At 66.6% G+C, this 26777-nt stretch carries 24 protein-coding genes and 2 pseudogenes; 20 read left to right on the top strand and 6 right to left on the bottom strand.

What is annotated here, in order from left to right:
• Positions 1-84 precede the first annotated feature (84 nt).
• The 10 genes and pseudogenes from AC59JP_RS01410 to holA all read left to right on the top strand — a co-directional run bounded on the left by AC59JP_RS01410 (position 85) and on the right by holA (position 9540).
• On the top strand, positions 85-1356 hold the full coding sequence (locus AC59JP_RS01410; RefSeq protein ID WP_497324831.1) for a glutamate-5-semialdehyde dehydrogenase: 1272 nt from the start codon (positions 85-87) through the stop codon (positions 1354-1356).
• Between the two features lie 16 nt (positions 1357-1372).
• Positions 1373-2254, top strand: coding sequence for an AAA family ATPase (locus AC59JP_RS01415; protein WP_497323839.1), 882 nt, complete (start codon positions 1373-1375; stop codon positions 2252-2254).
• Entirely contained in the window at positions 2254-3669 is a 1416-nt protein-coding gene (locus AC59JP_RS01420; RefSeq protein ID WP_497323840.1) for a vWA domain-containing protein, read from the top strand. Before AC59JP_RS01415 ends, AC59JP_RS01420 begins: the two co-directional genes overlap by 1 nt.
• A gap of 18 nt (positions 3670-3687) precedes the next feature.
• On the top strand, positions 3688-4377 hold the full coding sequence (nadD, locus tag AC59JP_RS01425) for a nicotinate-nucleotide adenylyltransferase (RefSeq protein WP_497323841.1): 690 nt from the start codon (positions 3688-3690) through the stop codon (positions 4375-4377).
• Entirely contained in the window at positions 4378-4773 is a 396-nt protein-coding gene (rsfS, locus tag AC59JP_RS01430; RefSeq protein WP_497323842.1) for a ribosome silencing factor, read from the top strand. It begins immediately after the preceding gene.
• A gap of 53 nt (positions 4774-4826) precedes the next feature.
• Positions 4827-5423: a histidine phosphatase family protein gene (locus tag AC59JP_RS01435; protein WP_497324832.1), complete on the top strand. Its 597-nt coding sequence runs from the start codon at positions 4827-4829 to the stop codon at positions 5421-5423.
• Positions 5423-6124, top strand: a complete 702-nt coding sequence (gene octT, locus AC59JP_RS01440) for a diglucosylglycerate octanoyltransferase (protein ID WP_497323843.1) — start codon at positions 5423-5425, stop codon at positions 6122-6124. The genes AC59JP_RS01435 and octT overlap by 1 nt, the downstream gene beginning before the upstream one ends.
• A 239-nt stretch (positions 6125-6363) precedes the next feature.
• Positions 6364-7056 (top strand): ComEA family DNA-binding protein, encoded by a 693-nt coding sequence (locus AC59JP_RS01445; RefSeq protein ID WP_497323844.1) that lies wholly within the window; start codon positions 6364-6366, stop codon positions 7054-7056.
• Between the two features lie 83 nt (positions 7057-7139).
• Positions 7140-8507 (top strand): annotated as a pseudogene (locus tag AC59JP_RS01450) (ComEC/Rec2 family competence protein); the annotation flags it as partial.
• A 46-nt stretch (positions 8508-8553) separates the two neighbouring features.
• Complete coding sequence (gene holA / locus AC59JP_RS01455) at positions 8554-9540, top strand: DNA polymerase III subunit delta (protein WP_497323845.1); 987 nt, start codon at positions 8554-8556, stop codon at positions 9538-9540.
• Positions 9541-9630: 90 nt separating this feature from the next.
• Here holA and rpsT read toward each other — a convergent pair whose 3' ends face one another.
• Positions 9631-9891: a 30S ribosomal protein S20 gene (gene rpsT, locus AC59JP_RS01460; RefSeq protein WP_497323846.1), complete on the bottom strand. Its 261-nt coding sequence runs from the start codon at positions 9889-9891 to the stop codon at positions 9631-9633.
• Positions 9892-10256: 365 nt separating this feature from the next.
• Between rpsT and AC59JP_RS01465 the strand changes: the two genes are divergently transcribed.
• The 3 genes from AC59JP_RS01465 to AC59JP_RS01475 are packed head-to-tail and all read left to right on the top strand — an operon-like array spanning position 10257 to position 13617.
• A complete protein-coding gene (locus AC59JP_RS01465; RefSeq protein ID WP_497324833.1) occupies positions 10257-11807 on the top strand; it encodes a circularly permuted type 2 ATP-grasp protein in 1551 nt (516 codons plus the stop codon).
• On the top strand, positions 11807-12778 hold the full coding sequence (locus AC59JP_RS01470; RefSeq protein WP_497323847.1) for an alpha-E domain-containing protein: 972 nt from the start codon (positions 11807-11809) through the stop codon (positions 12776-12778). The genes AC59JP_RS01465 and AC59JP_RS01470 overlap by 1 nt, the downstream gene beginning before the upstream one ends.
• Complete coding sequence (locus AC59JP_RS01475) at positions 12775-13617, top strand: transglutaminase family protein (protein ID WP_497323848.1); 843 nt, start codon at positions 12775-12777, stop codon at positions 13615-13617. Before AC59JP_RS01470 ends, AC59JP_RS01475 begins: the two co-directional genes overlap by 4 nt.
• Before the next feature lie 138 nt (positions 13618-13755).
• On the opposite strand, the gene AC59JP_RS01480 is transcribed toward AC59JP_RS01475, so the two are convergent.
• Positions 13756-14316 carry a type II toxin-antitoxin system PemK/MazF family toxin gene (locus tag AC59JP_RS01480; protein WP_497323849.1) on the bottom strand — a complete coding sequence of 187 codons (561 nt, stop codon included), beginning with the start codon at positions 14314-14316 and terminating at the stop codon, positions 13756-13758.
• Between the two features lie 53 nt (positions 14317-14369).
• Between AC59JP_RS01480 and lepA the strand changes: the two genes are divergently transcribed.
• Positions 14370-16247 (top strand): translation elongation factor 4, encoded by a 1878-nt coding sequence (gene lepA / locus AC59JP_RS01485; protein ID WP_497324834.1) that lies wholly within the window; start codon positions 14370-14372, stop codon positions 16245-16247.
• A 16-nt stretch (positions 16248-16263) separates the two neighbouring features.
• On the opposite strand, the gene AC59JP_RS01490 is transcribed toward lepA, so the two are convergent.
• Positions 16264-17631, bottom strand: a complete 1368-nt coding sequence (locus tag AC59JP_RS01490; RefSeq protein WP_497323850.1) for an MFS transporter — start codon at positions 17629-17631, stop codon at positions 16264-16266.
• A gap of 110 nt (positions 17632-17741) precedes the next feature.
• The gene (locus AC59JP_RS01495; protein WP_497323851.1) at positions 17742-19784 is read right to left on the bottom strand and encodes a glycoside hydrolase family 15 protein; all 2043 of its coding nucleotides are present in this window, start codon (positions 19782-19784) and stop codon (positions 17742-17744) included.
• Positions 19785-19850: 66 nt separating this feature from the next.
• Here AC59JP_RS01495 and AC59JP_RS01500 point away from each other — a divergent pair, with 66 nt between their 5' ends.
• From AC59JP_RS01500 to AC59JP_RS01525, 6 genes are all read left to right on the top strand, one after another.
• On the top strand, positions 19851-20072 hold the full coding sequence (locus AC59JP_RS01500; RefSeq protein WP_497323852.1) for a hypothetical protein: 222 nt from the start codon (positions 19851-19853) through the stop codon (positions 20070-20072).
• A gap of 120 nt (positions 20073-20192) precedes the next feature.
• Positions 20193-20282: an Ms4533A family Cys-rich leader peptide gene (locus AC59JP_RS01505; protein WP_371829923.1), complete on the top strand. Its 90-nt coding sequence runs from the start codon at positions 20193-20195 to the stop codon at positions 20280-20282.
• Between the two features lie 116 nt (positions 20283-20398).
• The gene (locus tag AC59JP_RS01510) at positions 20399-21418 is read left to right on the top strand and encodes a sulfate ABC transporter substrate-binding protein (RefSeq protein WP_497323853.1); all 1020 of its coding nucleotides are present in this window, start codon (positions 20399-20401) and stop codon (positions 21416-21418) included.
• 2 nt (positions 21419-21420) lie between these two features.
• The gene (gene cysT / locus AC59JP_RS01515) at positions 21421-22257 is read left to right on the top strand and encodes a sulfate ABC transporter permease subunit CysT (RefSeq protein ID WP_497323854.1); all 837 of its coding nucleotides are present in this window, start codon (positions 21421-21423) and stop codon (positions 22255-22257) included.
• A complete protein-coding gene (gene cysW, locus AC59JP_RS01520; protein ID WP_497323855.1) occupies positions 22254-23057 on the top strand; it encodes a sulfate ABC transporter permease subunit CysW in 804 nt (267 codons plus the stop codon). The genes cysT and cysW overlap by 4 nt, the downstream gene beginning before the upstream one ends.
• A complete protein-coding gene (locus AC59JP_RS01525; protein WP_497323856.1) occupies positions 23054-24109 on the top strand; it encodes a sulfate/molybdate ABC transporter ATP-binding protein in 1056 nt (351 codons plus the stop codon). Before cysW ends, AC59JP_RS01525 begins: the two co-directional genes overlap by 4 nt.
• A 50-nt stretch (positions 24110-24159) precedes the next feature.
• Here AC59JP_RS01525 and AC59JP_RS01530 read toward each other — a convergent pair.
• A pseudogene (locus AC59JP_RS01530) lies at positions 24160-25839 on the bottom strand (GTP-binding protein); the annotation flags it as partial.
• Complete coding sequence (gene cysD / locus AC59JP_RS01535; protein WP_497323857.1) at positions 25839-26756, bottom strand: sulfate adenylyltransferase subunit CysD; 918 nt, start codon at positions 26754-26756, stop codon at positions 25839-25841. The gene cysD and the pseudogene AC59JP_RS01530, both read right to left, overlap by 1 nt.
• Positions 26757-26777 lie beyond the last annotated feature (21 nt).

Genomic DNA, 26777 nt, shown 5'->3' on the forward strand with positions numbered 1-26777 from the left:
CGAAGATCACGGAGGCATTCCGGACTGCCACCCGCTGTCGCCTACTGTGTGAGTGTGACTTCCACCTCCGCCGACGAGAACGTGCTGGTCGACGACGCTGTACTCGGTGACGAGACGGCGTTGCGCGACGCCGTGCACGCCGCCGCCCGCCGCGCCCGCGTCGCCTCTCGTGAACTCGCTCTGCTGACCCGTGCGGACAAGGACGCGGCGCTTCACGCGGCAGCCGATGCGTTGCTGGCGTCGTCGGCGTCGATCGTGGCCGCCAACGCCGAGGACATCGACGTCGCGACCGCGGCCGGGACACCGCCCTCCCAACTCGACCGGTTGCGGCTCACAGCCGACCGCGTCGACGGAATCGCCGTGGGGCTGCGGCAGGTTGCGTCCCTTCCCGATCCTGTGGGGAACGTGGTCCAGGGCAGCACTCTCCCCAACGGCCTCGAGGCGCGTCAGATCGCGGTACCGCTCGGTGTCGTCGGCATGGTCTACGAGGCGCGCCCCAACGTGACGGTCGACGCGTTCGGCTTGACGCTGAAGTCGGGAAACGCTGCGCTGCTTCGTGGTTCGTCGTCGGCGGTCAAGTCGAACGAGGCGCTGGTGGCGGTGTTGCGCGCGTCCCTGGTCGAGCGGGGTATCAATCCCGATGCGGTGCAACTGTTGTCGAGCGTGGACCGCTCGACGGTCACCCACCTCATCCAGGCCCGCGGGTTGGTCGACGTCGCCATTCCCCGCGGCGGAGCCGGGCTGATCTCCGCCGTCGTCCGTGACGCGACGGTGCCGACCATCGAGACCGGCGTCGGAAACTGCCACGTCTACGTCCATTCCGCCGCCGACCTGGACATGGCCGAGCGCATTCTTCTCAATTCCAAGACTCGTCGCGTGAGTGTGTGCAACGCCGCCGAGACCGTGCTGATCGACGACGCGATCGCCGACGTCGCAGTCCCTCGATTGGTGTCGGCACTGACCGATCACGGTGTGACAGTGCACGGTTCGTTGCCCGGCCTGGTTCCGGCGACCGAGTCCGACTGGTCCGACGAATACCTCTCCGACGACATCGCGCTGGCCGTGGTCGAGGGCGTCGACGGCGCCGTGCGGCACATCGACACCTACGGCACCGGCCACACCGAAGCCATCGTGACTGCCGATCTCGCGGCGGCACGCGAATTCACCGCGCGCGTCGACGCGGCCGCGGTGATGGTCAACGCGTCGACCGCGTTCACCGACGGCGAGCAGTTCGGATTCGGCGCCGAGATCGGCATCTCCACCCAGAAATTGCACGCACGCGGCCCGATGGGTCTGCGGGAACTGACGTCCACCAAGTGGATCGTCTGGGGCGACGGCCACGTCCGGCCCGTCTGAGTCGACGAAGGAAAACATGGATCACGCAGCACCCGACGCCGTTCCGTTCTTCACCGGAGTCGACGACGTCGTCACGCGCCTCGCCGCCACCGGATACCTCGCCGACAAGGCGACGGCCACAGCGGTTTTCCTGGCCGATCGACTGGGCAAGCCGCTGCTGGTGGAGGGCCCGGCGGGTGTCGGCAAGACGGAACTGGCGCGCGCCGTCTCCACCGCTGCGGACGCGGAGCTGGTGCGTCTGCAGTGCTACGAGGGAGTCGACGAGTCGCGCGCGCTCTACGAGTGGAACCACGCGAAGCAGATTCTGCGCATCCAGTCCAGCTCGGGTCAGGTCTGGGACGAGACGAAGCACGACGTGTTCTCCGAGGAGTTTCTCCTGACGCGTCCGCTTCTCACCGCGATTCGGCGCAGCGATCCGACGGTCCTGCTGATCGACGAGACCGACAAGGCCGACATCGAAATCGAGGGCCTGCTGCTCGAGGTGTTGAGCGACTTCGCCGTGACCGTCCCCGAGTTGGGAACCATCGTCGCCACGCGCCGGCCCTTCACCGTGCTGACGTCCAACGCCACGCGAGAGCTGTCCGAAGCACTCAAGCGTCGGTGCCTGTTCCTGCACCTCGACTTCCCCGATGCCGACCTCGAGCGCCGCATCCTGGCGAGCCGCGTTCCGGAGCTTCCCGACGCCATCGCCGAGCAGATGGTGCGCACGGTCGGCGTGCTGCGTCAGATGCAGCTCAAGAAGGTGCCCTCGGTGGCGGAGACCATCGACTGGGGTCGCACGCTGCTCGCGCTCGGCATGGACAGCCTGAACGACGACGCCGTGCGATCCACACTCGGAGTCGTCCTCAAACACCGGTCGGATCAGGTGCGCGCGAGCGCCGAACTTCGGTTGAACTGATGCAGCCGGCCCCCTTCGGCATGCCGGGACACCTCGTGGACTTCGTCGAGGCGCTACGCCGGCGCGGTATCGACGTGGGGCCGTCCGAGACCGTCGACGCGGGTCGTGTTCTGTCCGTGCTCGATCTCCTCGATCGGGACGTGATGCGCGAAGGCCTCGCGTGCTCGCTGCTCCGCAAACCCACTCACCGGGCGACCTTCGATGCGCTCTTCGACCTGTGGTTCCCGTCGGGCATCGGGGCACCGGACGACGATCCGGACGTGGCAATCCCGCGGAAGGCCGACGGAACCGTCGACCTCGACGCCCTGCGCGATCTGATCGCCGAACTGCTCGCCGAGGGATCCGACGAGGCCATGGCGCTGACCGAGCGGCTCGTGAGCGGAATCGTCGACGAGCTGGGCACGTACACGACGGCGAGCGGCGATTCCTTTTCCGAATACCAGGCCCTCCGCGAGATCGAACCGAGGGCCATCCTGTCCAAGCTCCTAGACGGGCTGTTGGGTCGAGCCGACCGATCCGAGCACGGAGACGTGGGCGACTACGAGTCCGAAGTGGCCAAACGCACTGCGGCCGTGCGCATCGCGGACTTCAAGAAGATGATCGGCAAGGAGACCCGCCGCCGATCGGCCGAGGTCCTCGGCAAGGAACGCGTCGCCTCCTACGGGGTGCCGCGCCTGGCCGAGGAGGTCGACTTCCTGCGCGCGTCCGACGCCGAGTTGGATCAGCTCCGGCGCAACGTCGCCCCGCTGGCACGGTTGCTCGCCAGTCGGCTGGCGGCGCGACGGGCCCGCGCGCGATCGGGTGCGATCGACATGCGGCGCACGCTGCGCAAGTCCCTGGCCACCGGCGGCGTCCCGATCGACCTGGTGCTGCGCAAGCCGCGTCCGGCGCGGCCCGAACTGGTGGTGCTGTGCGACGTGTCCGGGTCGGTCGCCGGCTTCAGCCAGTTCACGTTGCTGCTGGTGCACACGTTGCGCGAGCAGTTCTCCCGAGTGCGCGTCTTCGCGTTCATCGACACCACGGACGAGGTCACGCGGTTCTTCGATTCCGACGGCGATCTGGGGTCGTCGATGTCGCGGATGATCGCCGAATCCGACCTGATCACTTACGACGGGCACTCCGACTACGGGAACTCCTTCGCGGTGTTCGCCGAGCGGCACCTGCATGTGGTCTCCCCGCGCTCGTCGCTCCTGGTGCTCGGCGACGGCCGTACCAACTATCGCGACCCCAAGCTCGAGGCCCTGGCCCGGATGGTGTCGGTGTCCAAGCATGCCCACTGGCTCAACCCGGAACCTCGGGCGCAATGGGGGTCGGGAGACTCCGCGGCGGACGTCTACCGGGAGGTCATCACGATGCACGAGTGCCGCTCCGCTCAGCAGCTCGCGGCCGTCGTCGCTCGGTTGCTCCCGGTGTGAGACGTAAGCTGCCTAGTCGTGAGTAGACGACGTGTCGGGGTGATGGGTGGAACCTTCGACCCCATTCACCACGGACACCTCGTCGCGGCGAGCGAAGTGGCCGACCGTTTCGGGCTCGACGAGGTGATCTTCGTCCCAACCGGGCGGCCCTGGCAGAAGGCCGACCGCACGGTCAGTCCCGCCGAGGACCGCTATCTGATGACCGTCATCGCGACGGCGTCCAACCCGCGTTTCTCGGTCAGCCGGGTGGATCTCGATCGAGGCAAGAGCACGTACACCGTCGACACTCTGCGCGACCTCAAGCGCCAGCACCCCGACGCCGACCTGTACTTCATCACCGGAGCCGACGCTCTGAGCAGCATCCTCGGCTGGCAGGACTGGCAGGAACTCTTCGAACTCGCCCGCTTCGTCGGAGTCTCGCGTCCGGGCTTCGAACTCGGTGCCGAACACCTCGCCGAGCATCTCGCGCGGATGCCGAAGGACGTGTTGAGTCTCGTCGAGATTCCGGCTCTCGCCATCTCGTCGACGGAATGTCGGCTGCGGGCGGGGGAGAATCGTCCCGTCTGGTACCTCGTGCCCGACGGAGTGGTGCAGTACATCTCCAAACGGGACCTGTACCGCCGCGAGGGCGAGCTCCGCCACGACGGATACGTCACGACCTCACCGCCCACCAGTACTGATACACCGATCAACCAGGAGAACAATTAAGTGACCGCAACAGCCGACGCCACCGAGATCGCGCGCATCGCCGCGCTCGCCGCCGACGACAAGCTCGCCGCCGACGTGGTGGTCCTGGACGTGTCCGATCAGCTGGTGATCACCGACTGCTTCGTCATCGCCTCCGCACCCAACGAGCGTCAGGTCAACGCCATCGTCGAGAACATCGAGGAGAAGCTGCGCGAAGCCGGACACCAGCCGGTACGCCGCGAGGGCACCCGCGAAGGCCGGTGGGCGCTGCTCGACTACGTCGACGTCGTCGTCCACGTCCAGCACAACGACGAGCGCAACTTCTACGCGCTGGAACGTCTGTGGAAGGACTGCCCGACGATCGAAGTTCCCGGTCTCGGCGAGCGCCCCACCGAAGCGGCCGAGGATCAGGCTTGAGACGGCTCATCCTTCTGCGCCACGGACAGACCGAGTACAACGCGACCAACCGCATGCAGGGTCATCTCGACACGGAGTTGACCGAACTCGGGCACAGCCAGGCCAAGCAGGCAGCGCGCGACCTCGCGGAACTTGCTCCGCAGCAGATCATCTCGTCCGATCTGTCTCGTGCGCTGGACACCGCCGTCGCACTCGGCGACGCCGTCGGACTGCCGGTCACCACGGACGAGCGACTACGCGAAACCCACCTCGGGGAATGGCAAGGCCTGACGCACCACGAGGTCGACGCCATCGCTCCGGGCGCGCGTGAGCAGTGGCGCGCCGACGCGTCCCTGGCGCCACCCGGCGGCGAATCGCGCGTCGACGTCGCAGCGCGGTCGATGCCGCTGGTCCAGGAGCTGGTGGAGAAGGGTGACTGGGGAGATCGGCCCATCGTCCTCGTCGCGCACGGCGGCACGATCGCGGCGATGACCGCCGCGCTGCTCGACCTGCCGGTCGACCGGTGGCCCGTCCTCGGCGGGCTCGGCAACGCCAGCTGGGTTCAGGTCACGCGACACGGCAGGGACAGTCGACCGGCCTCCGGCCTGCCCGCCGAATGGCGGCTGGACGTGTGGAACGCTGCCGCGCGGGTGGCGGGCGACGTTCTCTGATGGGTCGGCCCGTTCTGCTCGTCCTCGCGGATTCGCTCGCGTACTACGGGCCCAAGGGTGGTCTGCCGGCTGACCACCCCGACATCTGGCCGAACATCGTTGCGCGTGAGCTGGATTGGGACGTCGAGCTGGTGGCGCGGATCGGCTGGACTGCGCGCGACGCGTGGTGGGCCGTCACGCAGGACCCGCGCGTGTGGGCGACGGTGCCGCGGGCCGGTGCGCTGATACTTGCTGTGGGAGGGATGGATTCGCTTCCGTCCCCGCTGCCGACGGCGTTTCGGGAGCAGATCCGCTATGTCCGGCCCCCCGCGCTACGCCGGGTGGTGCGCGCCGGATACGGCTGGGCGCAGCCACGTCTCGCGCATCTCGGTCGCCCCGTCGCGCTGCCCCCGAAGCTCAGCGTCTCCTATCTCGAACAGATACGGGCCGCGATGACCAACCTCCGGCCCGACCTCCCCGTCGTCGGAACCCTCCCGCCGACTCACACCTGCGACGCCTACGGCAAGGTGCACCCCGGCCGGCCCGCGGCGGTCCAGGCGACCACGAAGTGGGCGTCGGCGAACGAGGTTCCGTTGGTCGACCTCAAAGCGGCGACCTACGACGACCTTCTCTCCGGCAACGCCAATCCGGACGGTATTCACTGGGGATGGGATGCGCACCGGCGGGTGGCGGAGGAGATGTTGGGTGTGCTGAAGGGGTAGTGCGCTGGTTGTGCAGGATTTGTCTCGGGATCCGAGACGGATCGTGCACAACTTCCGACCGCGTGCACCCGTGGCGATTTCGGCAGACCTTCCAGCGTTCGGCAGACGCTGCAGGGTCTGCCGAACCCTGCTAGGTCTGCCATCGCGCTCGTCCACAGGACTCCCGGCCATCCACAGCTTTTCTCCAGCGGCACTTTTCGCCGCCCGGCGCGATCACGCGGTTCCTAGTGTCGTGTGCCATGGCACCGCCCGAGATCCGATCCGTCCGACATCGACTCGACACGCGCGAACCCGAATCGGCGTACGACGACGACGGCTGGGACGAGATCGACGACGAGGAACCGGTCGGCAGGGTCCGCATCGATCCAGGCCGGCGCGGGATGGTGGCGCTGGCGGGGGTCGGCGCCGCCGTCGTGGTTCTGGCCGGACTGTTCGTCTGGCGCGATCACCCTGCGCCGCAACCGGTTCCGGCTCTACCCGTCGTGGCATCCACGCCCGCACCGTCGGACGAGCCCGCGGCTGCCGATCTTGTCGTGAGTGTCGTGGGGGCGATTGCGCGGCCAGGTCTCGTCACCGTGCCGCCGGGCAGCCGCGTCGCAGACGTGCTCGCAGCCGGCGGCGGCGCCCTTCCCGGCACCGACCTGACCGCCCTCAATTTGGCGCAGAAAGTGTCCGACGGCGACCAGATCGTGGTCGGAGCGCCGGCCCGATCCGTGTCGAACGATGCTGCGGCCGAGGACGGTGTGGTGTCTCTCAACGACGCCACCGAGGCGGAACTCGATGCACTGCCGGGTGTCGGGCCCGTGACCGCCGCGTCCATCGTGGCGTGGCGCGATGCCAACGGGCCGTTCACCAGTGTCGACCAACTGAGCGAGGTGGACGGGATCGGTCCGTCGCGGCTGGAGAAACTGCGAGATCTGGTGTCGCCGTGACAGAACCGGTCGACGCCCCACCACTGGACGCGCGGCTGGTTCCGTCCGCGATTCTGTGCTGGTTCGTCTGTCTGGTTGCGTTCGTGCTCGGCGCATCGTGGGCGGCGGTGTGTGCCGGAATCGGCGCGGCCGTGTGCGTGATGACGGTGCTCGTCGCCCGACGGCGCAGCTGGACGACCGTCGCCACGATGGTCGTGGCGGCCGGGGCGCTCGGGTCGTGTATGGCTGTGGGAGTGGGCATTCGAGCCGCCGCGGTGGAGTCGAACCCACTACGCGATGCCGCCGTGGACGGCCGCACGGTCACCATCACCGGCACCGTGGCCGACGATCCTCGGGTTCTGCGATCATCTTTCGCCCCGACTGCGATCGTCGGCGTCGACATGAGCAGCGTGCGAATAGGCGCAGACGCTCTCGCAGTCGGCGGGCGGGTGGTCGTCTTCGGGCCCGCGCAGTCGTGGGCGTCGGCCGTCGTCGGCCAGTCGATCACCGTCCGGGGCCGGGCCGCACTGCCGCAGCGACGCGACCTCACCGTGGCCGTGGTGCGCTCGACCGGTCCACTGGAGGTGACCGAAAAGCCCGTCTGGTTCCAGAGGTGGGCGCACACAGTGCGAGAGCGGTTGGCCGTCGCCTCGCACGACGCCCTCGAGCCGGATGCGGGTGGATTGCTGCCGGGCATCGTGGTGGGAGATACGTCGGCGCTGTCACCGGACGTGGTCGACGCGTTCACGGTGGCGGGGTTGACGCATCTCACGGCTGTCTCCGGCGCCAACTTCACGTACCTGATCGGAGCCGTCCTGATCGCCGCGCGGGTCGCCACGGTGGGCCCACGCACGACCACCGTCGTCGCCGCCGTCGTGCTCGTGGCCTTCGTCGTGATCGCGAGACCGTCGCCGAGCGTGCTGCGAGCGGCCGTCATGGGGTCGATCGGGCTTCTCGCGTTCGTGACCGGACGTCGCAAACATGCCTTGCCCGCGCTCGCGGCGGCGGTGATCGTGTTGTTGGCGGTGGACCCGGCTCTCGCCGTCGGATTCGGATTTGCACTGTCCGTAACAGCAACGGCCGCACTGATTCTCGTTGCACCCGTGCTGACACGCCGGTTCGAGAAAGTGTTGCCCGGTCCGGTTGCCGCGGCCGTGGCCGTTGCGTGTGCGGCGCACGCGGTGACGGCGCCCATCGTTGCCGCACTCGCCGGCTCGTTCAGTGTGGTCGCGGTGGTCGCGAACGTTCTGGTGGCCCCTGTCGTCGGTCCCATCACGGTCATCGGAGCGGGTGTTGCCGTCGTCGCCGTGGTGTATCTCCCCGCGGCCGAGGTGCTGGCGAGGGCGGCGGGCCCGCCGCTGTGGTGGCTGCTGACGGTGGCGGACGAGTCCGCGTCGTTGCCTTTCGCATCGGTGGCCGTGCCGTCCGGGCTCGTGGGCGCCATCGTGGTCGGCGTCGGAGTGCTCGGGGTCGCTGCGCTTTTCCAGCTCTGTCGGACCGTCGTGGCACGATCGGGTCGTGACTTCGCAGCAGAGACGCCCCGAATCGCTACACCTCGTTCTCGGCGACGAGGAGCTTCTGGTGGAGCGCGCGGTGTCGGCGATCGTCTCCGCCATGCGGGCCGCGACGGCGGGAGCGGGCAGCGACGTGCCCGTGGATCGCCTACGCGCGGGCGACACCAGCGCGTCCGAACTGTCGGAGCTGCTGAGCCCATCATTGTTCGCGGAGGACCGCGTGGTGATTCTCGAGGCAGCGGCCGAAGCGGGTAAGGATGCGGTCGCGCTGATCCAGGACACGGCTGCGTCGCCGCCTGAGGGCGTCGTTCTGGTGGTCGTGCACTCCGGCGGCGGCCGCGCGAAGAGCATGGTCGGCGCGCTGCAGAAGGCGGGTGCGGTGGTGCACGAGTGCGGCAAGCTCACCAAGCCCGGTGAGCGAATGGACTTCGTACGCGCGGAGTTTCGGGCACTGAACGAGACCAGGGTCTCGCAGGACGTGATCACCACCCTTGTCGAATCCGTCGGATCCGATCTGCGCGAGCTCGCGGCGGCGTGCTCACAGCTGGTCTCCGACACGGGCGGCAAGGTCGACGTGGCGGCGGTGAAGCGCTATTACTCCGGCAAGGCGGAGATTTCGGGTTTCGACATCGCGGACAAGGCGGTCAGCGGCGATCTCGCCGGCGCGCTGGAGTCGCTGCGGTGGGCGATGCTGCGGGGGACCCCGCACGTGTTGTTGGCCGACGCGCTCGCGGACGCGGTCCACACCATCGCCCGTGTCGGGTCGGCGGGACGCGGTGATCCGTTCGGTATGGCGTCGCAGCTCGGCATGCCGCCGTGGAAGATCAAGAAGGCGCAGGCGCAGGCCCGCAACTGGGACCCGGCTCGGATCGGCGACGCCCTTCAGGTTGTCGCTGCACTGAACGCGGACGTGAAGGGGCAGGCGGCGGACGCGGACTACGCGGTCGAGCGGGCCGTCGGCATCGTCGCGGAACTCAGTTCACAGCGCTGAACACAACACAGCGCTGATACAACAGCGCTGAACGCAACAAAAGCCGCCCCGGCCGAGGTGCCGGGGCGGTGCGTCGTGCGTGGAGAAAGATCAGAGCTTGTTCAGAGCAAGCGCCAGAGCCGACTTCTTGTTGGCGGCCTGGTTCTTGTGGATGACACCCTTGCTGGCTGCCTTGTCGAGCTTCTTGCTGGCGGTGAGGAGCAAGGTCTGGGCCTTGTCCTTGTCACCCTCGGCCGTGGCCTCACGGAACGAACGGATGACGGTACGCAGCGAGGACTTCACCGACTGGTTGCGCAGACGCTGACGCTCGTTGGTGCCGATCCGCTTAACCTGGGACTTGATGTTGGCCACGCGTAGTTCCTTCTGTTTGCTCGATTGATAACCGTAAGTCTCTCAGCGCAGGCGGTGATGTATCCAACCGCTCCGAGCGCCGACAGTCGAGAATACCAGCGGGGAGCTGTTCGTCCCAATCCGGTTGACCTGCGTACCCGTTCCACCCGACGGACCTCGGTTTATTTACGGAAATTTACATGTCCATCGCGACTAAGCGGCTCGCCTGAGGCAGCATGGCGACCATGAGTCCGCGATCTGCAACGGTGCCCCGGAACAAGTCCACGCAGTCCCAGAGCAAGTCGAAGGGCCGACAATCGCAATCGCAGTCGGGTGTGTTCGACGGGTACGACGACATCGGCAAGTACGACCTCGCCTACGACGAGATGTTCGATTCCGGTGGAGGACTCCGCGCCCCGTACAAGGGAATTCACAAAGCCTTCGCGCCGTCCGACGCCGCGGAGCTCGAAGCGCGATCCGAGGCGCTCGGCCGTGCGTTCATCGACCAGGGCATCACCTTCTCCCTGTCGGGCCAGGAACGTCCGTTTCCCCTCGATCCGGTGCCGCGCGTCATCGCTGCCGCCGAGTGGAATCGCCTCGAGAAGGGCATCAAGCAGCGCGTGAAGGCGCTCGAGATGTTCCTCGCGGACATCTACGGCGAGCAGGAAATTCTGCGCGACGGCGTCGTTCCGAAGCGGTTGATCACCTCGTGCGAGCACTTCCACCGCGAGGCGTACGGCATCACCCCGCCCAACGGCGTGCGCATTCACGTCGCGGGTATCGACCTGATTCGCGACGCCGAGGGCACCTTCCGTGTTCTCGAGGACAACCTCCGGTCGCCGTCCGGCGTCTCGTACGTCATGGAGAACCGGCGCACGATGGCGCGGGTGTTCCCGGACCTGTTCGCCAGCCACCGCGTGCGGGCGGTCGGTGACTACGCCTCGCACCTGCTGCGCGCTCTGCGAGCAGCGGCAGCCATCAACGAGGCCGACCCGACCGTGGTCGTGCTGACGCCCGGTGTGGCGAACTCCGCCTACTTCGAGCACTCGCTTCTCGCCCGCCTCATGGGCGTCGAGCTCGTCGAAGGCCGAGACCTCTTCTGCCGCGACAACGTCGTCTACATGCGCACCACGGAAGGAGAGCGTCAGGTCGACGTGATCTACCGGCGCATCGACGACGACTACCTGGACCCGATGCAGTTCCGCCCCGACTCCGTTCTGGGCGTCGCCGGTCTGGTCAACGCAGCGCGCGCCGGCAACGTCGTCATCTCGAGCGCGGTCGGCAACGGCGTGGGTGACGACAAGCTCACCTACACCTACGTGCCCACGATCATCGACTACTACCTGAACGAGAAGCCGATGCTCGCCAACGTCGACACCTTCCGGTGCTGGCTTCCCGAGGAGTGCGAGGAAGTTCTCGACCGGGTCGACGAGTTGGTCATCAAACCCGTCGAAGGGTCGGGTGGCTACGGAATCGTGTTCGGTCCCGACGCCTCGCCGAAAGAACTCGCGACGATCAGCAAGAAGATCCGCGCCGATCCGCGAGGGTGGATCGCGCAGCCGGTGGTGCAGCTCTCGACGGTGCCCACCAAGATCGGCGACCAACTCGCCCCGCGGCACGTCGACCTGCGTCCGTTCGCCGTCAACGACGGTGACGACGTCTGGGTGCTTCCGGGCGGATTGACGCGCGTCGCGTTGCCCGAGGGATCGCTCGTGGTGAACTCGAGCCAGGGCGGCGGCAGCAAGGACACCTGGGTGCTCGCCGGCCGCACCGCGCCCGAGGAGGAGCGCGAACTCGGCGGCGACGAAATCGTCAGCGAGCCACCGGCGTCCCCGATGGCGGAGCAGGGCCCGGAGCTGACGATGCAGCAGATCCAGCAGCAACAGCAACAGCAGCAACAGGGGTGGGATTTGTACGGCAAGGACGGTGACCGCTGATGCTCGCTCGTAACGCCGAGTCTCTGTACTGGATCGGGCGCTACGTCGAACGTGCGGACGACACGGCCCGCATCCTCGACGTCACCGTGCACCAACTTCTCGAAGACGCGACGGTCGACCCGGACTACACATCGCGAATCCTGTTGCGCGTCCTGGGATTCGAGGAGCCGGACGAGCGCTTGGACGTGTGGTCGCTGACCGAGTTGGTGGCATTCTCGCGCGAGGGGAGCGGCTCGATCATCGACTCGCTGGCCAGCGCTCGCGAAAATGCCCGTGGCGCACGCGAAGTCACGTCCAGTGAGATGTGGGAATGCCTCAACACCACGTACAACGCGCTGACCGAACGCGTCCGCGCCGCGAAAAGGCTGGGACCGCACGAGTTCCTGACCTTCGTCGAGGAGCGGGCGGCGATGTTCGCCGGATTGTCGGACTCGACCCTGAGCCGCGACGACGGGTACCGCTTCCTCGTTCTCGGACGGTCGGTGGAGCGGGTCGACATGACCGTGCGACTGCTGCTCGCCCGAGCCGGTGACCGCCCGACGTCGCCCGCCTGGGTGACGGTGCTGCGTTCTGCCGGTGCGCACGACACGTACCTGCGTACCTACCGCGGCGCTCTCGACGCCCAGCGCGTGCTCGAATTCATGCTGCTGGACCGGCTTTTCCCGCGTTCGGTGTTCTACGCGTTGACCCAGGCGGAACACTCGCTGGACCGACTGGATCAGCACCCGAACTCTCGTGTCGGTGCCCGCGCGGAAGCGCAGCGACTGCTGGGACGCGCGCGAAGCGAACTCGAATTCCTGCAGCCGGGCGTGCTGCTGGAAGACCTGCAGGAACGACTGATGGACCTGCAGGAAACCTGCCGCGCGATCGGTGAGGCAATTTCGACGCAGTACTTCCACGCCGCCCCGTGGGTGGCGTGGACCGATGCCGGATCCAGTAGCGACGAAGCACAATTGGAAGGTGAACTGTGAGCTGGCGTATGCGCGTGGTCCACACGACCGGCTACAACTACGACTCCCCGGTGACGTCGTCGTACAACGAAGCTCGGTTGACTCCGCGAAGTGACAACCGGCAGAACGTGATTCTGAATCGCGTCGAAACCGATCCGGCCACTCGTTCGTACCGGTACACCGACTACTGGGGCACCGCCGTCACGGCATTCGACCTGCACGCACCGCACACCGCCCTCGAAGTGGCCGGGTCGTCCGTCGTCGAGACCGATCCGTTCGTGCCGCCCGAGGAGACGCTCAACTTCGACGAGCTCACCACGGACGCCGTCAAGGACCGTTTCGACGAACTCCTCGGACACAGCAGCTATGTGCCGCGCAATCGCCAATTGGCCGCTGTGGCCAAGAAGTTGACGAAGGACCTCGATCCGTACGAGTCCGTCGTCGCCGTGGCGAAGTGGGTCAACGAGGAGATCTCCTACGTTCCCGGCACCACCGACGTGCACACCTCCGCCGTCGAGGCGTGGGCCGAGAAGAAGGGCGTGTGCCAGGACTACGCGCACCTGACCCTGCTCATGTTGCGCAGCATCGAAATTCCGTGCCGCTACGTGTCCGGGTATCTGCACCCGACCAAGGAAGCGGTCATCGGAGATGCCGTCGAGGGTCAGTCGCACGCGTGGATCGAAGCGTGGACCGGATCGTGGTGGGGATACGACCCGACCAACGGCGTGCACATCAGCGAGCAACACGTCTCGGTGGGCATCGGCCGCGACTACGCGGACGTGCCGCCGCTGAAGGGCATCTTCTCGGGCGGTGGGTCGACCGAACTCGATGTGGTCGTGGAGATCACGCGGCTGGCGTAGTTCGGGGCGCTCGAGGCTCGGTCCCTTGGGGCACCCCGGTTCGCTGCGGGCTCCGGCGATCGGGGGTGCCCGGAACGATCCGTGGTGCCCGAAGTTCGGGCACCGGCAATTGCAGGTGCCCGAACTATCGCGCCGGCCTCACCGCCAGCTGAACTGACTCCGGAGCTGAGATGCCACCAGGTCGAACTTGTCCTTGGGCAAGACGGCGCCTTCGCGGCGAATACCGCTCTCGGGGACGTCGAGCACACGATCGAGGCGCACCCAGCTCGGGCGACGCTCGGGGTCCCAGCTGCCGGAACCGAGGGCAAGCCAGTCGCGCTCGCCGTCTCGTCGGGCCTGCGACGAGAGCATCAGGCCGAGGAGTGTGCCGCCGTCGCGACCGACGACGAGCACCGGGCGATCCTTCCCCTGGTTCGCGTCCTCCTCGAAGGTCACCCAGGTCCACACGATCTCACCGGGATCGGCTTTGCCGTCGAGGTCGGGGGAGTATTCGACCGATCGCGCTCGGTGGGCCGTGGGCACTGCCGTGGACGAGACGGGGCGGCCCGGATTCGCCGGCTCGATGGTCTTGGTCGCGCCGGCTCGAGAGCCGATGGCCTCGGTCACCTTGTCGAGCGCGCCCGACCGTTGAAGCTGCCGGAAGATCCGCGGACCTTCGCGAACGGCCAGTTTGCCGAGGATCTGCCACATGCTTGCCATAGCTCCGAACAATACGGATCGTCCTCCCCGTACGCCCGAGCGCGCGGGAGCCGATATTCTGGTGGTTCGACACCGAGGAGAACCCCATCAGTAGCAGCTTCGCCGACACCACGTTCACGGATCCGGCCTTGATCCGTAACTTCTGCATCATCGCGCACATCGACCACGGCAAGTCCACGCTGGCCGACCGCATGCTGCAGCTCACGGGTGTGATCGACGACCGCTCGATGCGGGCCCAGTACCTGGACCGGATGGACATCGAGCGCGAGCGCGGTATCACCATCAAGGCTCAGAACGTGCGGCTGCCGTGGAAGGTGGGCGATCAGGAGCACGTGCTGCACCTCATCGACACGCCCGGCCACGTCGACTTCACGTACGAGGTCTCGCGCGCTCTGGAGGCCTGCGAGGGTGCGGTGTTGCTCGTCGACGCGGCGCAGGGCATCGAGGCGCAGACGCTGGCGAACCTGTACCTGGCGCTCGAGAAGGACCTGACGATCATCCCGGTCCTGAACAAGATCGACCTCCCGGCCGCCGATCCGGACCGCTACGCCGCCGAGATTGCGCACATCATCGGGTGCGAGCCGGGTGACGTACTGCGGGTGTCCGGTAAGACCGGCGTCGGCGTGAAGGAATTGCTCGACGAGGTCGTCAAGCTGGTGCCTGCCCCCGTCGGTGACGCGGACGGACCGGCGAGGGCCATGATCTTCGACTCCGTGTACGACGCGTACCGCGGCGTCGTGACCTACGTGCGTGTGGTCGACGGGCGCATCACTCCGCGCGAGAAGGTCACCATGATGTCGACCGGCTCGACGCACGAGTTGGTCGAGGTGGGCATCGTCTCGCCTGACCCGAAGCCGACGCAGGGACTCGGTGTCGGTGAGGTGGGTTACCTCATCACCGGCGTCAAGGATGTTCGTCAGTCGAAGGTCGGTGACACCGTCACGTCGGCCCGCAAGGGTGCGACCGAGCCTCTGACCGGGTACCGCGAACCGCGACCGATGGTCTACTCGGGCCTGTATCCGGTCGACGGGTCCGACTACCCGGTTCTGCGTGACGCGCTGGAGAAGCTTCAGCTGAACGACGCTGCGCTGACCTACGAGCCGGAGACGTCCGTTGCCCTGGGCTTCGGATTCCGCTGCGGCTTCCTCGGATTGCTGCACATGGAGATCACGCGTGAGCGACTCGAGCGAGAGTTCGACCTCGATCTGATTTCTACGTCGCCCAACGTGGTGTATCGCGTCGAGATGGACGACGGCGCCGAGCACATCGTCACCAACCCGTCGTACTGGCCGGAAGGTAAGGCGCGCGACGTGTTCGAGCCGATGGTCAAGTGCACCATCATCTCGCCGAGCGAGTTCATCGGTTCGATCATGGAGCTGTGCCAGAGCCGCCGCGGCGAGCTGGGCGGAATGGACTATTTGTCGGAAACCCGTGTCGAGCTTCGCTACACGATTCCGATGGCAGAGATCATCTTCGATTTCTTCGACATCCTGAAGTCGCGCACACGCGGCTATGCCAGCCTCGACTACGAGGAGGTCGGCGAGCAGGCAGCGGACCTGGTGAAGGTCGACATTCTGCTGCAGGGCGAAGCGGTCGACGCGTTCTCGGCGATCGTCCACCGCGCCGCTGCGGGCGCGTACGGCAACAAGATGACGACGCGTCTGAAGGACCTCATTCCGCGTCAGCAGTACGAGATTCCGATCCAGGCCGCCATCGGCGCCAAGATCATTGCGCGCGAGAACATTCGGGCAATTCGCAAGGACGTTCTCGCCAAGTGCTACGGCGGCGATATCAGCCGTAAGCGCAAGCTGCTCGAGAAGCAGAAGGCCGGTAAGAAGCGCATGAAGACCATCGGCCGGGTCGACGTGCCGCAGGAAGCGTTCGTGGCGGCGCTGTCGACCGATTCGTCGGCGGACAGCAAGAAGAAGTAGTTGCTTTTCGGAGTCGTCAGCTAGCGGTGAACAGCGTCATGTCGTCGGCCGACTTCCCGGTACTGCGGTGCCCCAGGACCGCGACGTTCACCACGAGCAGTCCCATGGCGACGGCGACGAGCCCGAAGACCGGCCCCGAACCGTGCTTGTCGAGGAACGGGAGTAGCACGAACGGCAGCACCCCGGTCATCAGTTTGGACAGGGAATAGGCTGCGCCCGTTGCGGTTCCGCGGATCGACGTCGGGTAGGAATCGGCGAGATAGACGTGGTAGGCGTTGGAGAAGAGATTGCTCGTCATCGTGTAGAGCGTGCCGGCGACCAGGATCGACCAGGCCGACGCCGAGAACCCGAACCAGAGCCCGAACGCGGCCATGCCGCCGGCGGAGGCCATCACGAGGTACTTGCGCTCGATCCGTTCGACGATCGGGACGGCCAGCGCGGATCCGATCGGGTAGCCGAAATACGTGAGTGCGACGAACCCGAGTGAGGTCACCAGGTCGAATCCCTTGCTCGTCAACACGATCGGTGCCAGGGTGCCGAACCCGTAGTACCCGAACACCTCCAGGATCGACAGAATCCAGAGCATCGTGGTTCGACGGGTCAGCGGCGGTCGGAACAGCGAGCGGAGCGAAGATTTGGGTGCCGCGGTGACGTCGATCGACGGATCCGGGTCGGCCAGAACATGTCCCGCTGCTCGCGCCTCGTTCTCGAACGCGGTCGTGATGGCGTCGGCCTCGTCGTGTCGGCCCTGGAGTTCGAGCCAGCGAGGCGATTCCGGCAGCCCCCGTCGCACCAGCCACACGGCGAACGATCCGATGCCGCCCAAGACGAACAGCCACCGCCACCCGTCGACACCGAACGGTTGCTGCGGGACCAGCCAGCGCGCCAGCAATCCCACGGTCGGGACGCCGAAGAAGGCGACGGTATAGGCGATGGAGATGAACTTGCCGCGCATGTCCTTCGGAAGCAGATCCGAGAGGTACGAGTCGGCGAGCGAGAATTCCGCGCCGATTCCGATGCCCGCGACGAAACGGGTGACGACGAGGAACACGGCGTTCGGGCTGAAGGCGCCCAGCAGCGAGAACAGTGAATAGACCGCCAGGTTGATCATGAACGCCGGGCGTCGGCCGATTCGGTCGGCGAGGCGACCCATGGTGAGGGCGCCGATGAACTGGCCCAGGAACGCGGACCCGAGCAGCAGATTCAGCTCGGTCCGGCTCAGATCGAGGTCGGTCTTCAGCACGCCCGAGATCGTGGCTGCGAGAAAGTTCTCGTAGAGGTCGAAGAACAGTCCCAGACCGATCACCGCGGTGGCGACGCGATGCATGCGCCCGATGGGAAGTCGATCGAGGCGGGCGGCGACAGACACGGTTGTATCGTTCACCTAACTAACTGTAGAAGAAGTGGCGCGCGCCATCGACTCAGGGCGCCCCTCACGTCGTCAGGTCGACCGAGGGTGCCCCTGAGTCGCTGCGGGTAGCTAGAGCAGGCCCCTCATCTCGCCGTGTGCGCCGGTTGGAAGTGCCCCGTCTCCGCCGCCTCCTCCGCGCGGATCACGTGGACGACCGCATTGATCAGGGCCAGGTGCGTGAACGCCTGCGGGAAGTTGCCGAGATGACGTCCGGTCTTGGCGTCGATCTCCTCGGCGTAGAGCTTGAGGGGGCTGGCGTAGCCGAGCAGCCGCTCGCAGAGCCGCTTGGCCCGGTCCAGCTCACCGATCTCGACCAGCGCGGAGACGAGCCAGAACGAGCAGATCGTGAACGTCCCCTCCTCGCCGGAGAGGCCGTCGTCGGTGGTGTCGACGCGATAGCGCAGAACCAGACCGTCCTCGGTCAACTCGTCGGCGATGGCGAGCACGGTGGCGCGGATGCGCTCGTCGTCCGCGGGCAGAAAGCGCAGCAGGGGTGCGAGCAACAACGACGCGTCCAGGGAATCGTCGCCGTAGCGCTGGGTGAACACGCCGCGCGAATCGACACCGTTCGCGAGGATGTCCTCCTTGATCTCGTCGGCGATCGCGCTCCACTGCTCGGCGTAACCGTCCTCGCCGTGCATGACGGCCAGCTTGGCGCCGCGGTCCAGAGCGACCCAGCACATCACCTTGGACGAGGTGAAGTGTTGCGGTTCCCCGCGCACCTCCCAGATTCCGCGGTCGGGTTTGCCCCAGTTCTCGATGGCCTGCTCGACCTGCTCCTTGAGCAGCGGCCACAACGATTCCGGAACCTGCTCGCGCGACCGCACGTGGAGATACACAGAGTCGAGCATGGTGCCCCAGATGTCGTGCTGGCTCTGGTTGTACGCGCCGTTGCCGATGCGCACGGGCTTCGCGCCGTCGTACCCCGACAGGTGACCCAGCTCGGTCTCCTCGAGGGTGTGCTCGCCACCGATGCCGTACATGACCTGCAGCGGGATCAGGGAGTCGCCCGGCCCGTTGGACACGTCGGAGATGAAGGAGAAGAAGTCGTTGGCCTCGCGGTCGAGCCCCAGGGTGTAGAGGCCCCAGAGGGCGAAGGTCGAGTCGCGCACCCATGCGTAGCGGTAGTCCCAATTGCGTTCGCCCTTGGGCGTTTCCGGCAACGACGTGGTCGACGCCGCGAGCAGGGCTCCGGTCGGTGCGTAGGTCAGACCCTTCAACGCCAGCGCACTGCGCTGGAGGTAGCCCCGCCACGGGTGGTCCGGGAAGCGGCCGATCGTGATCCACTGGCGCCAGCATTCGGACGTTCGCCACATCCGGTCCGCGGCCTCGTCGAAGGTGCGGGGCGGCTCGAGGCTCGACCACGACAATGCGACGAAGACGTTGTCTCCTTCGCTCATTCGGGTGCGAGCGCGTGCCTCGCGTCCTTCGATACCGATGCGCAGGTTCGTGGTCAGCTTGAGTGCGGGCTGGTCCGATCCGTCGGCAGCGCGCGCCGTGGCCGTCGCCTCCTCGTACACCTTGCCGGTGTATTCCCACTCGGCGCCCGTGCGGTGGTAATCGAACGCCGGCTCGCAGCTCATCTCCAATTCGACTGTGCCGCTGACACATTTGACGGTCCGCAGCAGGCAGTGCTCGGCATCCCAGTCCGAGGGTGCTCGCCGGTGAGTCTTCGACCGCTCGTCGGTGTTGTGCCACGGTCCCATCACCAGGGCATCGCGAATGATGAGCCATCCGGTTTCGGTCTGCCAGGTCGTCTCCACGATCAGTCCGCCGGGCAGATACCGTCGCGCCGCGGGGACGTTCTGTCCATACGGGCCGACACGGAAATGCCCGGCGCTCCGGTCGAGGATGGAGCCGAACACGCTGGGCGAATCCGGGCGCGGAACACACATCCATTCCACCGAACCGTTGCGCGCGATCAGGCACGTCGTTTCGCAATCGGAGAGGAACGCGTAGTCGTCGATCGGCGGAAACGCGGACCGGCGGGGGAGCCAGGTCTGGTTGTTGGCCGGAACGGCGTCGAGTGCGGTGTGCTCCAGGGCGGCGTCGGCGCTCGCTCCGAACACTGCTTCCTCGGCGCTGGCGACTCGCGGGACCACGGACTTGTCGTCGAACGGGCTCATGCCGCCATCATGATCTTCGCGGTCGCCCCCGTCCACTGCACACGCGTAAGAGGTTAGGGTCGGGGTGTGAACGACGCGACGAGTTGGTGGGACGGCATCGAGCTCTGGGTCGTCGGTCTGCCCTTCATTCCTCAGGTCGCCCTCGTCGTCGTCGTGGTGCTGCCCATCGCCGGTGTCATCGCCCTGGCGGCGGACCGCGTCGTCTCCGAGCTCACCAAGCTCAATCCGCGCGGCAAGAGCAGTCGCCGGGAACCCGTTGCTCCGAACGCAGCCACGGTGGAACCCTGATGCCGCGCTCGAGGGTCACCCTCGCGCTCTTTGCGCTGCTGCTTCTCGTCGTCGTCGCGTGGCTGTTGACGCGCTGACTCGATTGCAGGTCCGCAGGCCCGCTCTGCTAGATTTCTGCCCGTGCACGCACCAGTACTGCCTCCGGTCCGCCATGAATTGGCGTTGATCGCAGTCGGCATGCTCGCGGTCGCCGACGTCGACTGTCGCTGACTCCCGCTCCGGCGAGACCGTTCGCGCTCGCAACCTTTTCGACGCCACCGCTCACCGTCCCGTGAGCTTGCGGCCCGCTTCGCACCGATCCCAGAGAGCCCCAGAAAGGCCCTTCGATGACATCCCGCTTGAAATTTGCGCTGACCGCTGTCGTGACCGCATCCGCTCTCGCCCTCACCGCCTGCGGCGGTGGTTCCAGCGACACCGTCGGTGGGTCCGATGCGTCGGGAGGCGGCCCCGCCCTGACGCTGATCGGGTACGCCGTTCCCAAGAACGGCTGGGACGCAATCGCTCCCGCGTTCGCCAAGACCGACGCAGGCGACGGGTCCACCATCAACGCCGACTACGGCGCCTCCGGTAACCAGTCCCGCAAGGTCGCCGACGGTGCTCCCGCCGACATCGTGAACTTCTCCGTCGAGCCGGACGTCACTCGGCTGGTGAAGGCCGGCAAGGTCGACGAGAACTGGAACAAGAACGCCTACAACGGAGTTCCGTTCGGATCGGTGGTCTCGATCGTGGTGCGTGAGGGAAACCCGAAGAACATCCAGACGTGGGACGATCTGCTGAAGCCCGACGTATCGGTCATCAGCCCCAGCCCACTCAGCTCCGGCTCCGCGAAGTGGAACCTGTTGGCGCCGTACGCAGCCAAGAGCAACGGGGGCCAGAACAAGCAGGCAGGGCTCGACTACATCTCCCAGCTCGTCACCCACTTCCCGGTGCAGCCCGATTCCGGCCGCGCCGCGAGTGAGGCGTTCCTGCAGGGGCAGGGAGACGTGCTGTTGAGCTACGAGAACGAGGCGCTGCTGCTCGAAGGTCAAGGTCAGCCGGTGCAGCACATCAACCCGTCGGACACGTTCCGCATCGACAACCCTGTGGCCGTGATCAAGTCGAGCGCCAACCTGGAGAAGGCGAACGCGCTCAACGACTTCGTTTACACCGACGAGGGGCAGAAGATCTGGGCCGAGGCCGGCTTCCGTCCGGTCAATCCGGAAATCGCGGCGCAGTACACGGACAAGTTCCCGACACCGGAGAAGCTGTACACAATCGACGATCTGGGCGGATGGACAACCGTCGACGCCGACCTCTTCGGCGACAACGGCGCGATCACCGCGATCTACAAGGGGTCGGGCAGCTAGCAATGGTCGTATCCGATGTCGCTGCTCCGCCCGACGTGCGTCGGCAGCGGCGCAGCCTCCGGGGGCTGAGCCTGGGCACCGTCGTGCTCTGGCTCAGCCTCATGGTGCTGCTTCCGTTGGCGGCGGTACTGAGCAAGTCGGTCTCGGAGGGTCCCGCCGCCTTCTGGGACGCGGTCACCGAGCCGCGGGCCCTCGCGACGTTCCGCGTGACGCTGGAGGTGTCGGTGATCGCGGCGCTCGTGAACGTGGTCATGGGGACCGTCATCGCCTGGGTGCTCGTGCGCGACGAATTTCCCGGCAAGTCGATCGTCAACTCCCTGATCGACCTCCCGTTCGCACTGCCGACCATCGTCGCGTCGCTGGTCCTGCTCTCGCTCTACGGTCCGAAGAGCCCGGTGTCACTCACGTTGAACGGCACCAAGATCGGTGTGATCGTGGCGCTCGCGTTCGTGACCCTCCCGTTCGTCGTGCGGGCGGTGCAGCCGGTGTTGATCGAACTCGACGCGGAAGTGGAGGAGGCCGCCGCGTCGCTCGGCGCGAGCAACATGGTGATCTTCCGGCGAGTGGTACTTCCGGTTCTCCTCCCGTCGATCCTGAGCGGTGCGGGGCTCGCATTCTCGCGTGCCATCGGGGAATTCGGATCCGTCGTGCTCATCGGCGGCAACATCCCCGGTGAGACTCAGGTTGCCTCGCAGCTCATTCGGGAACAGATCGAGACGGACAGGCCGGTCGACGCGGCCGCGGTGTCGGTGGTGCTGTTGCTCATGGCGTTCGCGGTGTTGTTCGTGCTGCGCATCGTCGGCGCACGGCTCGCGCGTCGTGAGGAGCAGAAGCGATGAAACCGGGAACGCCGACCAAGCTCGGGCTTCGAACCCTGGCGCTGGTCTATCTCGCCGTGCTGGTGCTGTTTCCGCTCGTCGCCATCTTCTATCGGACGTTTCAGGACGGCGTGGTGTCCTTCTTCCAGCTGATCTCCACCCCGGCTGCGATTTCGGCGCTGCAACTCTCCCTACTCATCGTGGCCATCGTGGTACCGATCAACGTCGTCTTCGGCGTGGTCACCGCACTTGCGTTGGTACGTGGCAAGTTTCGCGGCAAGGGCGTGGTCGAGGCCATCGTCGACCTTCCGTTCGCCGTGTCACCGGTCATCGTCGGTGTGTCCCTGGTCCTTCTCTGGGGCGTGAACGGATGGTTCGGCTTTCTCTCCGACTGGGGCTTCACCATCATCTTCGCCCTGCCCGGCATGGTGCTGGCGACCATCTTCGTCACCCTCCCGTTCGTCGTGCGCGAAGTGGAACCGGTGCTGTGGGAGATCGGCGAGGAGCAGGAAGAGGCGGCGTCCACGCTCGGCGCGTCGTCGTGGCAGACGTTCTGGCGCATCACGTTGCCCGCGATCAGGTGGGGACTGACCTACGGTGTGGTGCTCACGGTGGCGCGCTCGCTCGGTGAATTCGGCGCCGTGATCGTCGTGTCGACCAACCTGCCCGGCATCTCGCAGACTCTGACGCTGCTTGTCAATTCTCGGTACGAAGACTTCAACGAGGCCGGCGCCTACGCGGCGTCGACTCTGCTCATGGTCGTGGCGGTCGTCGTGCTGCTGCTCATGACCCTGCTCGATCGCAAGAGGAGAACACAATGACCGGCAGCGATTCGATCGAAATCTCGGTTTCGGGCGCCAACAAGCACTTCGGGGACTTCGCCGCTCTCGACGACGTCTCCATCGACATTCCGAAGGGCTCGCTGACCGCGCTCCTCGGTCCGAGCGGGTCGGGCAAGTCGACGTTGTTGCGGTCCATCGCCGGGCTCGAGCACCTCGATTCGGGCAGCGTGGTGATCGCGGGCAAGGACGTCACGACCGTCACCCCGCAGAAGCGCGACATCGGATTCGTGTTCCAGCACTACGCCGCTTTCAAGCACCTCACGGTCCGCAAGAACGTCGCCTTCGGCCTGGAGATTCGCAAGAAGCCGAAGAAGGAGATCGACAACAAGGTCGACGAACTGCTCGAGATCGTGGGACTCAGCGGCTTTCAGAGTCGCTACCCCTCGCAGCTGTCCGGCGGCCAACGTCAGCGCATGGCATTGGCACGAGCGCTGGCCGTCGACCCCCAGGTGCTGCTTCTCGACGAGCCGTTCGGCGCTCTGGACGCCAAGGTGCGTGCCGACCTCCGGACGTGGCTGCGGCGCCTGCACGACGACGTGCATGTCACCACTGTGCTGGTGACGCACGACCAGCAGGAGGCGCTCGACGTCGCGGACCGCATCGCCGTGCTCAACAAGGGTCGTATCGAGCAGGTCGGCGAGCCGCGTGACCTCTACGACCGCCCCGCCAACAACTTCGTCATGTCGTTCCTGGGCGAGGTGTCCAAGCTGAACGGACAGTTGGTGCGTCCCCACGACATTCGCGTCGGCCGCACACCGGAGCTGGCGCGGGCCGAGCACGAGGGCACCGCGGAGTCGGCCGGTGTGCTGCGCGCCCGAGTGGAGCGCGTCGTCCACCTCGGCTTCGAGGTACGGATCGAATTGCTCAATGCCGCAACGGGTGAGATCTTCTTCGCTCAGATCACCCGCGGCGACAACGAGGCACTGGGCCTGCAGGGCGGCGAGACGGTGTACGTGCGCGCAACCAGAGTGCCGCACATCGCCGACTCGGTTTCCCGACCGGCCTCCGGCCTGCCCGCTACGAGCGTCTAGGCCAGCCGCCCGACGATCTCGCGGGCGAGCGCCGAGACGTCGGCGTCCGCAGCGACTTCCACCTCGACGAACGGCAACTCGGCGGCCTCCACCACGGCGCGAGCCGGCGCAGTGTCGGTCTCGATCGCCGTCACGGTGACCGTTCCGGAGTCCGCGAACAGGCGCGCCAGCCGTCCCAGTCGATCCGCGTGCTCACTGCGCTGTCCGGCCGAAGCGTCGAGGTCGTCGAACAGAGTGTGAACGACGTTGTCGCCGTTCAGAACATAGGCAGTCTGTCCCGACGCGGTCAGCAGGTCTTCGACCGCCACCGCGACGGCCGCCTTGGCGTCCGATGCGTTCCCGGTGAGCCAGATCGTCGCTCCCCGTTGGCCGGTGCGTTCGCTGCGGACAGTCCGATCGAGTGCCGGCTCGAGCCACTCCAGATTCTCGGCACCGGACCTGTCGGTCGCTTCATGGGCATCGAGAACGATGCCCGCGCCGACGGTGTCGTTGGTGTGTTCGTCGATCAGAACGAACGCCCCGGCGTCGCGGTTGCTCGCGTAGTCGTCGGCCACGATCAGCGAACTCGTTCGCAGCGTCACGCGCGCAATGTCGTTGAGCGTCAGTTCCGCCGGCGCCCCGTGCTCGTCCAGGGTCTCCGGGTCCAAGCGCGAATGAATGCGGTGCACCGTCGCCCGCACGGTGCGCGTGGTGTGCTTGAGGGCGACGCGATCACCCGGCCGCAACGGCGCTTCGGCCAGCCAGCACACGGTGGCGTCGACCTCGCGGGCGGCGGTAGGAAGTGCGGCGTCGTCGGCCGCGCTGACCAGTACGTCACCACGGGCGACATCGATGTCGTCGGCCAGCTCGACCGAAACGGACAGTGGCGCAACGGCAATGGAGCGGGTGTCGTCGAGGGTGTCGAGCGCGGTGACCACGCTGCGCGATCCCGACGGGAGGGCCATGACCGCGTCGCCCACTTCGAGCGTTCCGGCCGACAGGCGTCCGGTGTAGCGGCGACGCTCACCTGCGGTCGGCCGTGACACCCACTGCACGGGGAGGCGCAGCTGCGTCGACACCGGTGCGGGAGCGGTCAATTCGATGGCTTCGAGGTGTTCGAGCAGCGTCGGACCGGAGTACCACGGGGTGTTCGACGACCGGTGCACCACGTTGTCGCCGAGCTTCGCTGCGATCGGAATGACGAGGATCTTGGCGCCGAGACGCTCACCGAGTTCCACGAGTTCGCTCTCGACCTCACGGAAGCGCGCCTCGTCGAAGTCGACGAGGTCGATCTTGTTCACGGCGGCGACAAGTCGGTTCACGCCCACCAAGGTCGCGATGCGGGCGTGGCGCCGCGTCTGACGCAGCACGCCCGCGCGCGCATCCACCAGAAGAATGGCGACGTTCGCGTTGGAGGCGCCCGTGAACATGTTGCGCGTGTAGCGCTCGTGACCGGGGGTGTCCGCGAGGATGTAATTGCGTGTGGGCGTGGAGAAGAAGCGGTACGCCACGTCGATGGTGATGCCCTGCTCGCGCTCGGCGCGCAGGCCGTCGGACAGTGCGGCCAAGTCCGCCACGCCCTGGTCGTCGGTCACCGAATCGAGGTGGTCGAGAGGCAGGCTGTCGGTGTCGTGCAGGAGCCGACCGATCAACGTGCTCTTGCCGTCGTCGACCGATCCGGCGGTCGCGATGCGGAGAAGCTGCCTCGTGACAACGGCTGTGTCGGGGGCTGTTTCGGCGAGAACGGTCATCAGAAATATCCCTCGCGTTTGCGGTCTTCCATGGCGGCTGTGGACGTGCGGTCGTCGGCGCGGGTTTCGCCGCGTTCGGAGACGGTGGCGGCGCTGATCTCGTCGATGACGTCCGCGATGGTGGTGGCGGTGCTGCGGACGGCGCCGGTGATGGTGAGGTCGCCGACGGTGCGGTAGCGCACCATTTCGACCTTGGCCTGTTCGGAATCGGTGGGCGTGGTGAACCGGGAGGTGGCCAGGAGGATGCCGTCGCGCTCGAACACCTCGCGGGGGTGCGCGAAGTAGATGGAGGGCAGTTCGAGGTTCTCGAGTTCGATGTAGCGCCAGATGTCGAGTTCGGTCCAGTTGCTGAGCGGGAACACACGGACCTGCTCGCCGCGCTTGATGCGCCCGTTGTAGAGCGACCACGGTTCGGGGCGTTGGGCTCTGGGGTCCCACTGGCCGAACTCGTCGCGGAAGGACAGAACGCGTTCCTTGGCGCGGGCGCGCTCTTCGTCGCGACGGGCTCCGCCGAACGCGGCGTCGAACTTTCCGTTTTCGAGGGCATCGAGGAGTGTGCGGGTCTGCAGGCGGTTGCGGGAGGCGTGGGGGCCACCGATTTCGGTGACGCGTCCGCTGTCGATGGATTCCTGGACGGAGGCGACGATGAGAGAGTGGCCGGCGTCGCGCAGTCGGCGGTCGCGGAACTCGATGACCTCGTCGAAGTTGTGTCCGGTGTCGACGTGCATGACCGGGAACGGGACGGGGGAGGGGCGGAACGCTTTCTCTGCCAGTCTGAGCAGGACGATGGAGTCCTTGCCGGCGGAGAACAGCAGCACGGGTCGTTCCAGTTCGGCAACGACTTCGCGGATGATGTGGACGGATTCGGCTTCGAGAGCGCGTAATTCGTCGACGTGGGTGACAGCGGCGGCGGTCATGCGGTGATTCCTCCAGTGTTG

It is taken from the genome of Rhodococcus sp. 320_ES (assembly GCF_059691855.1).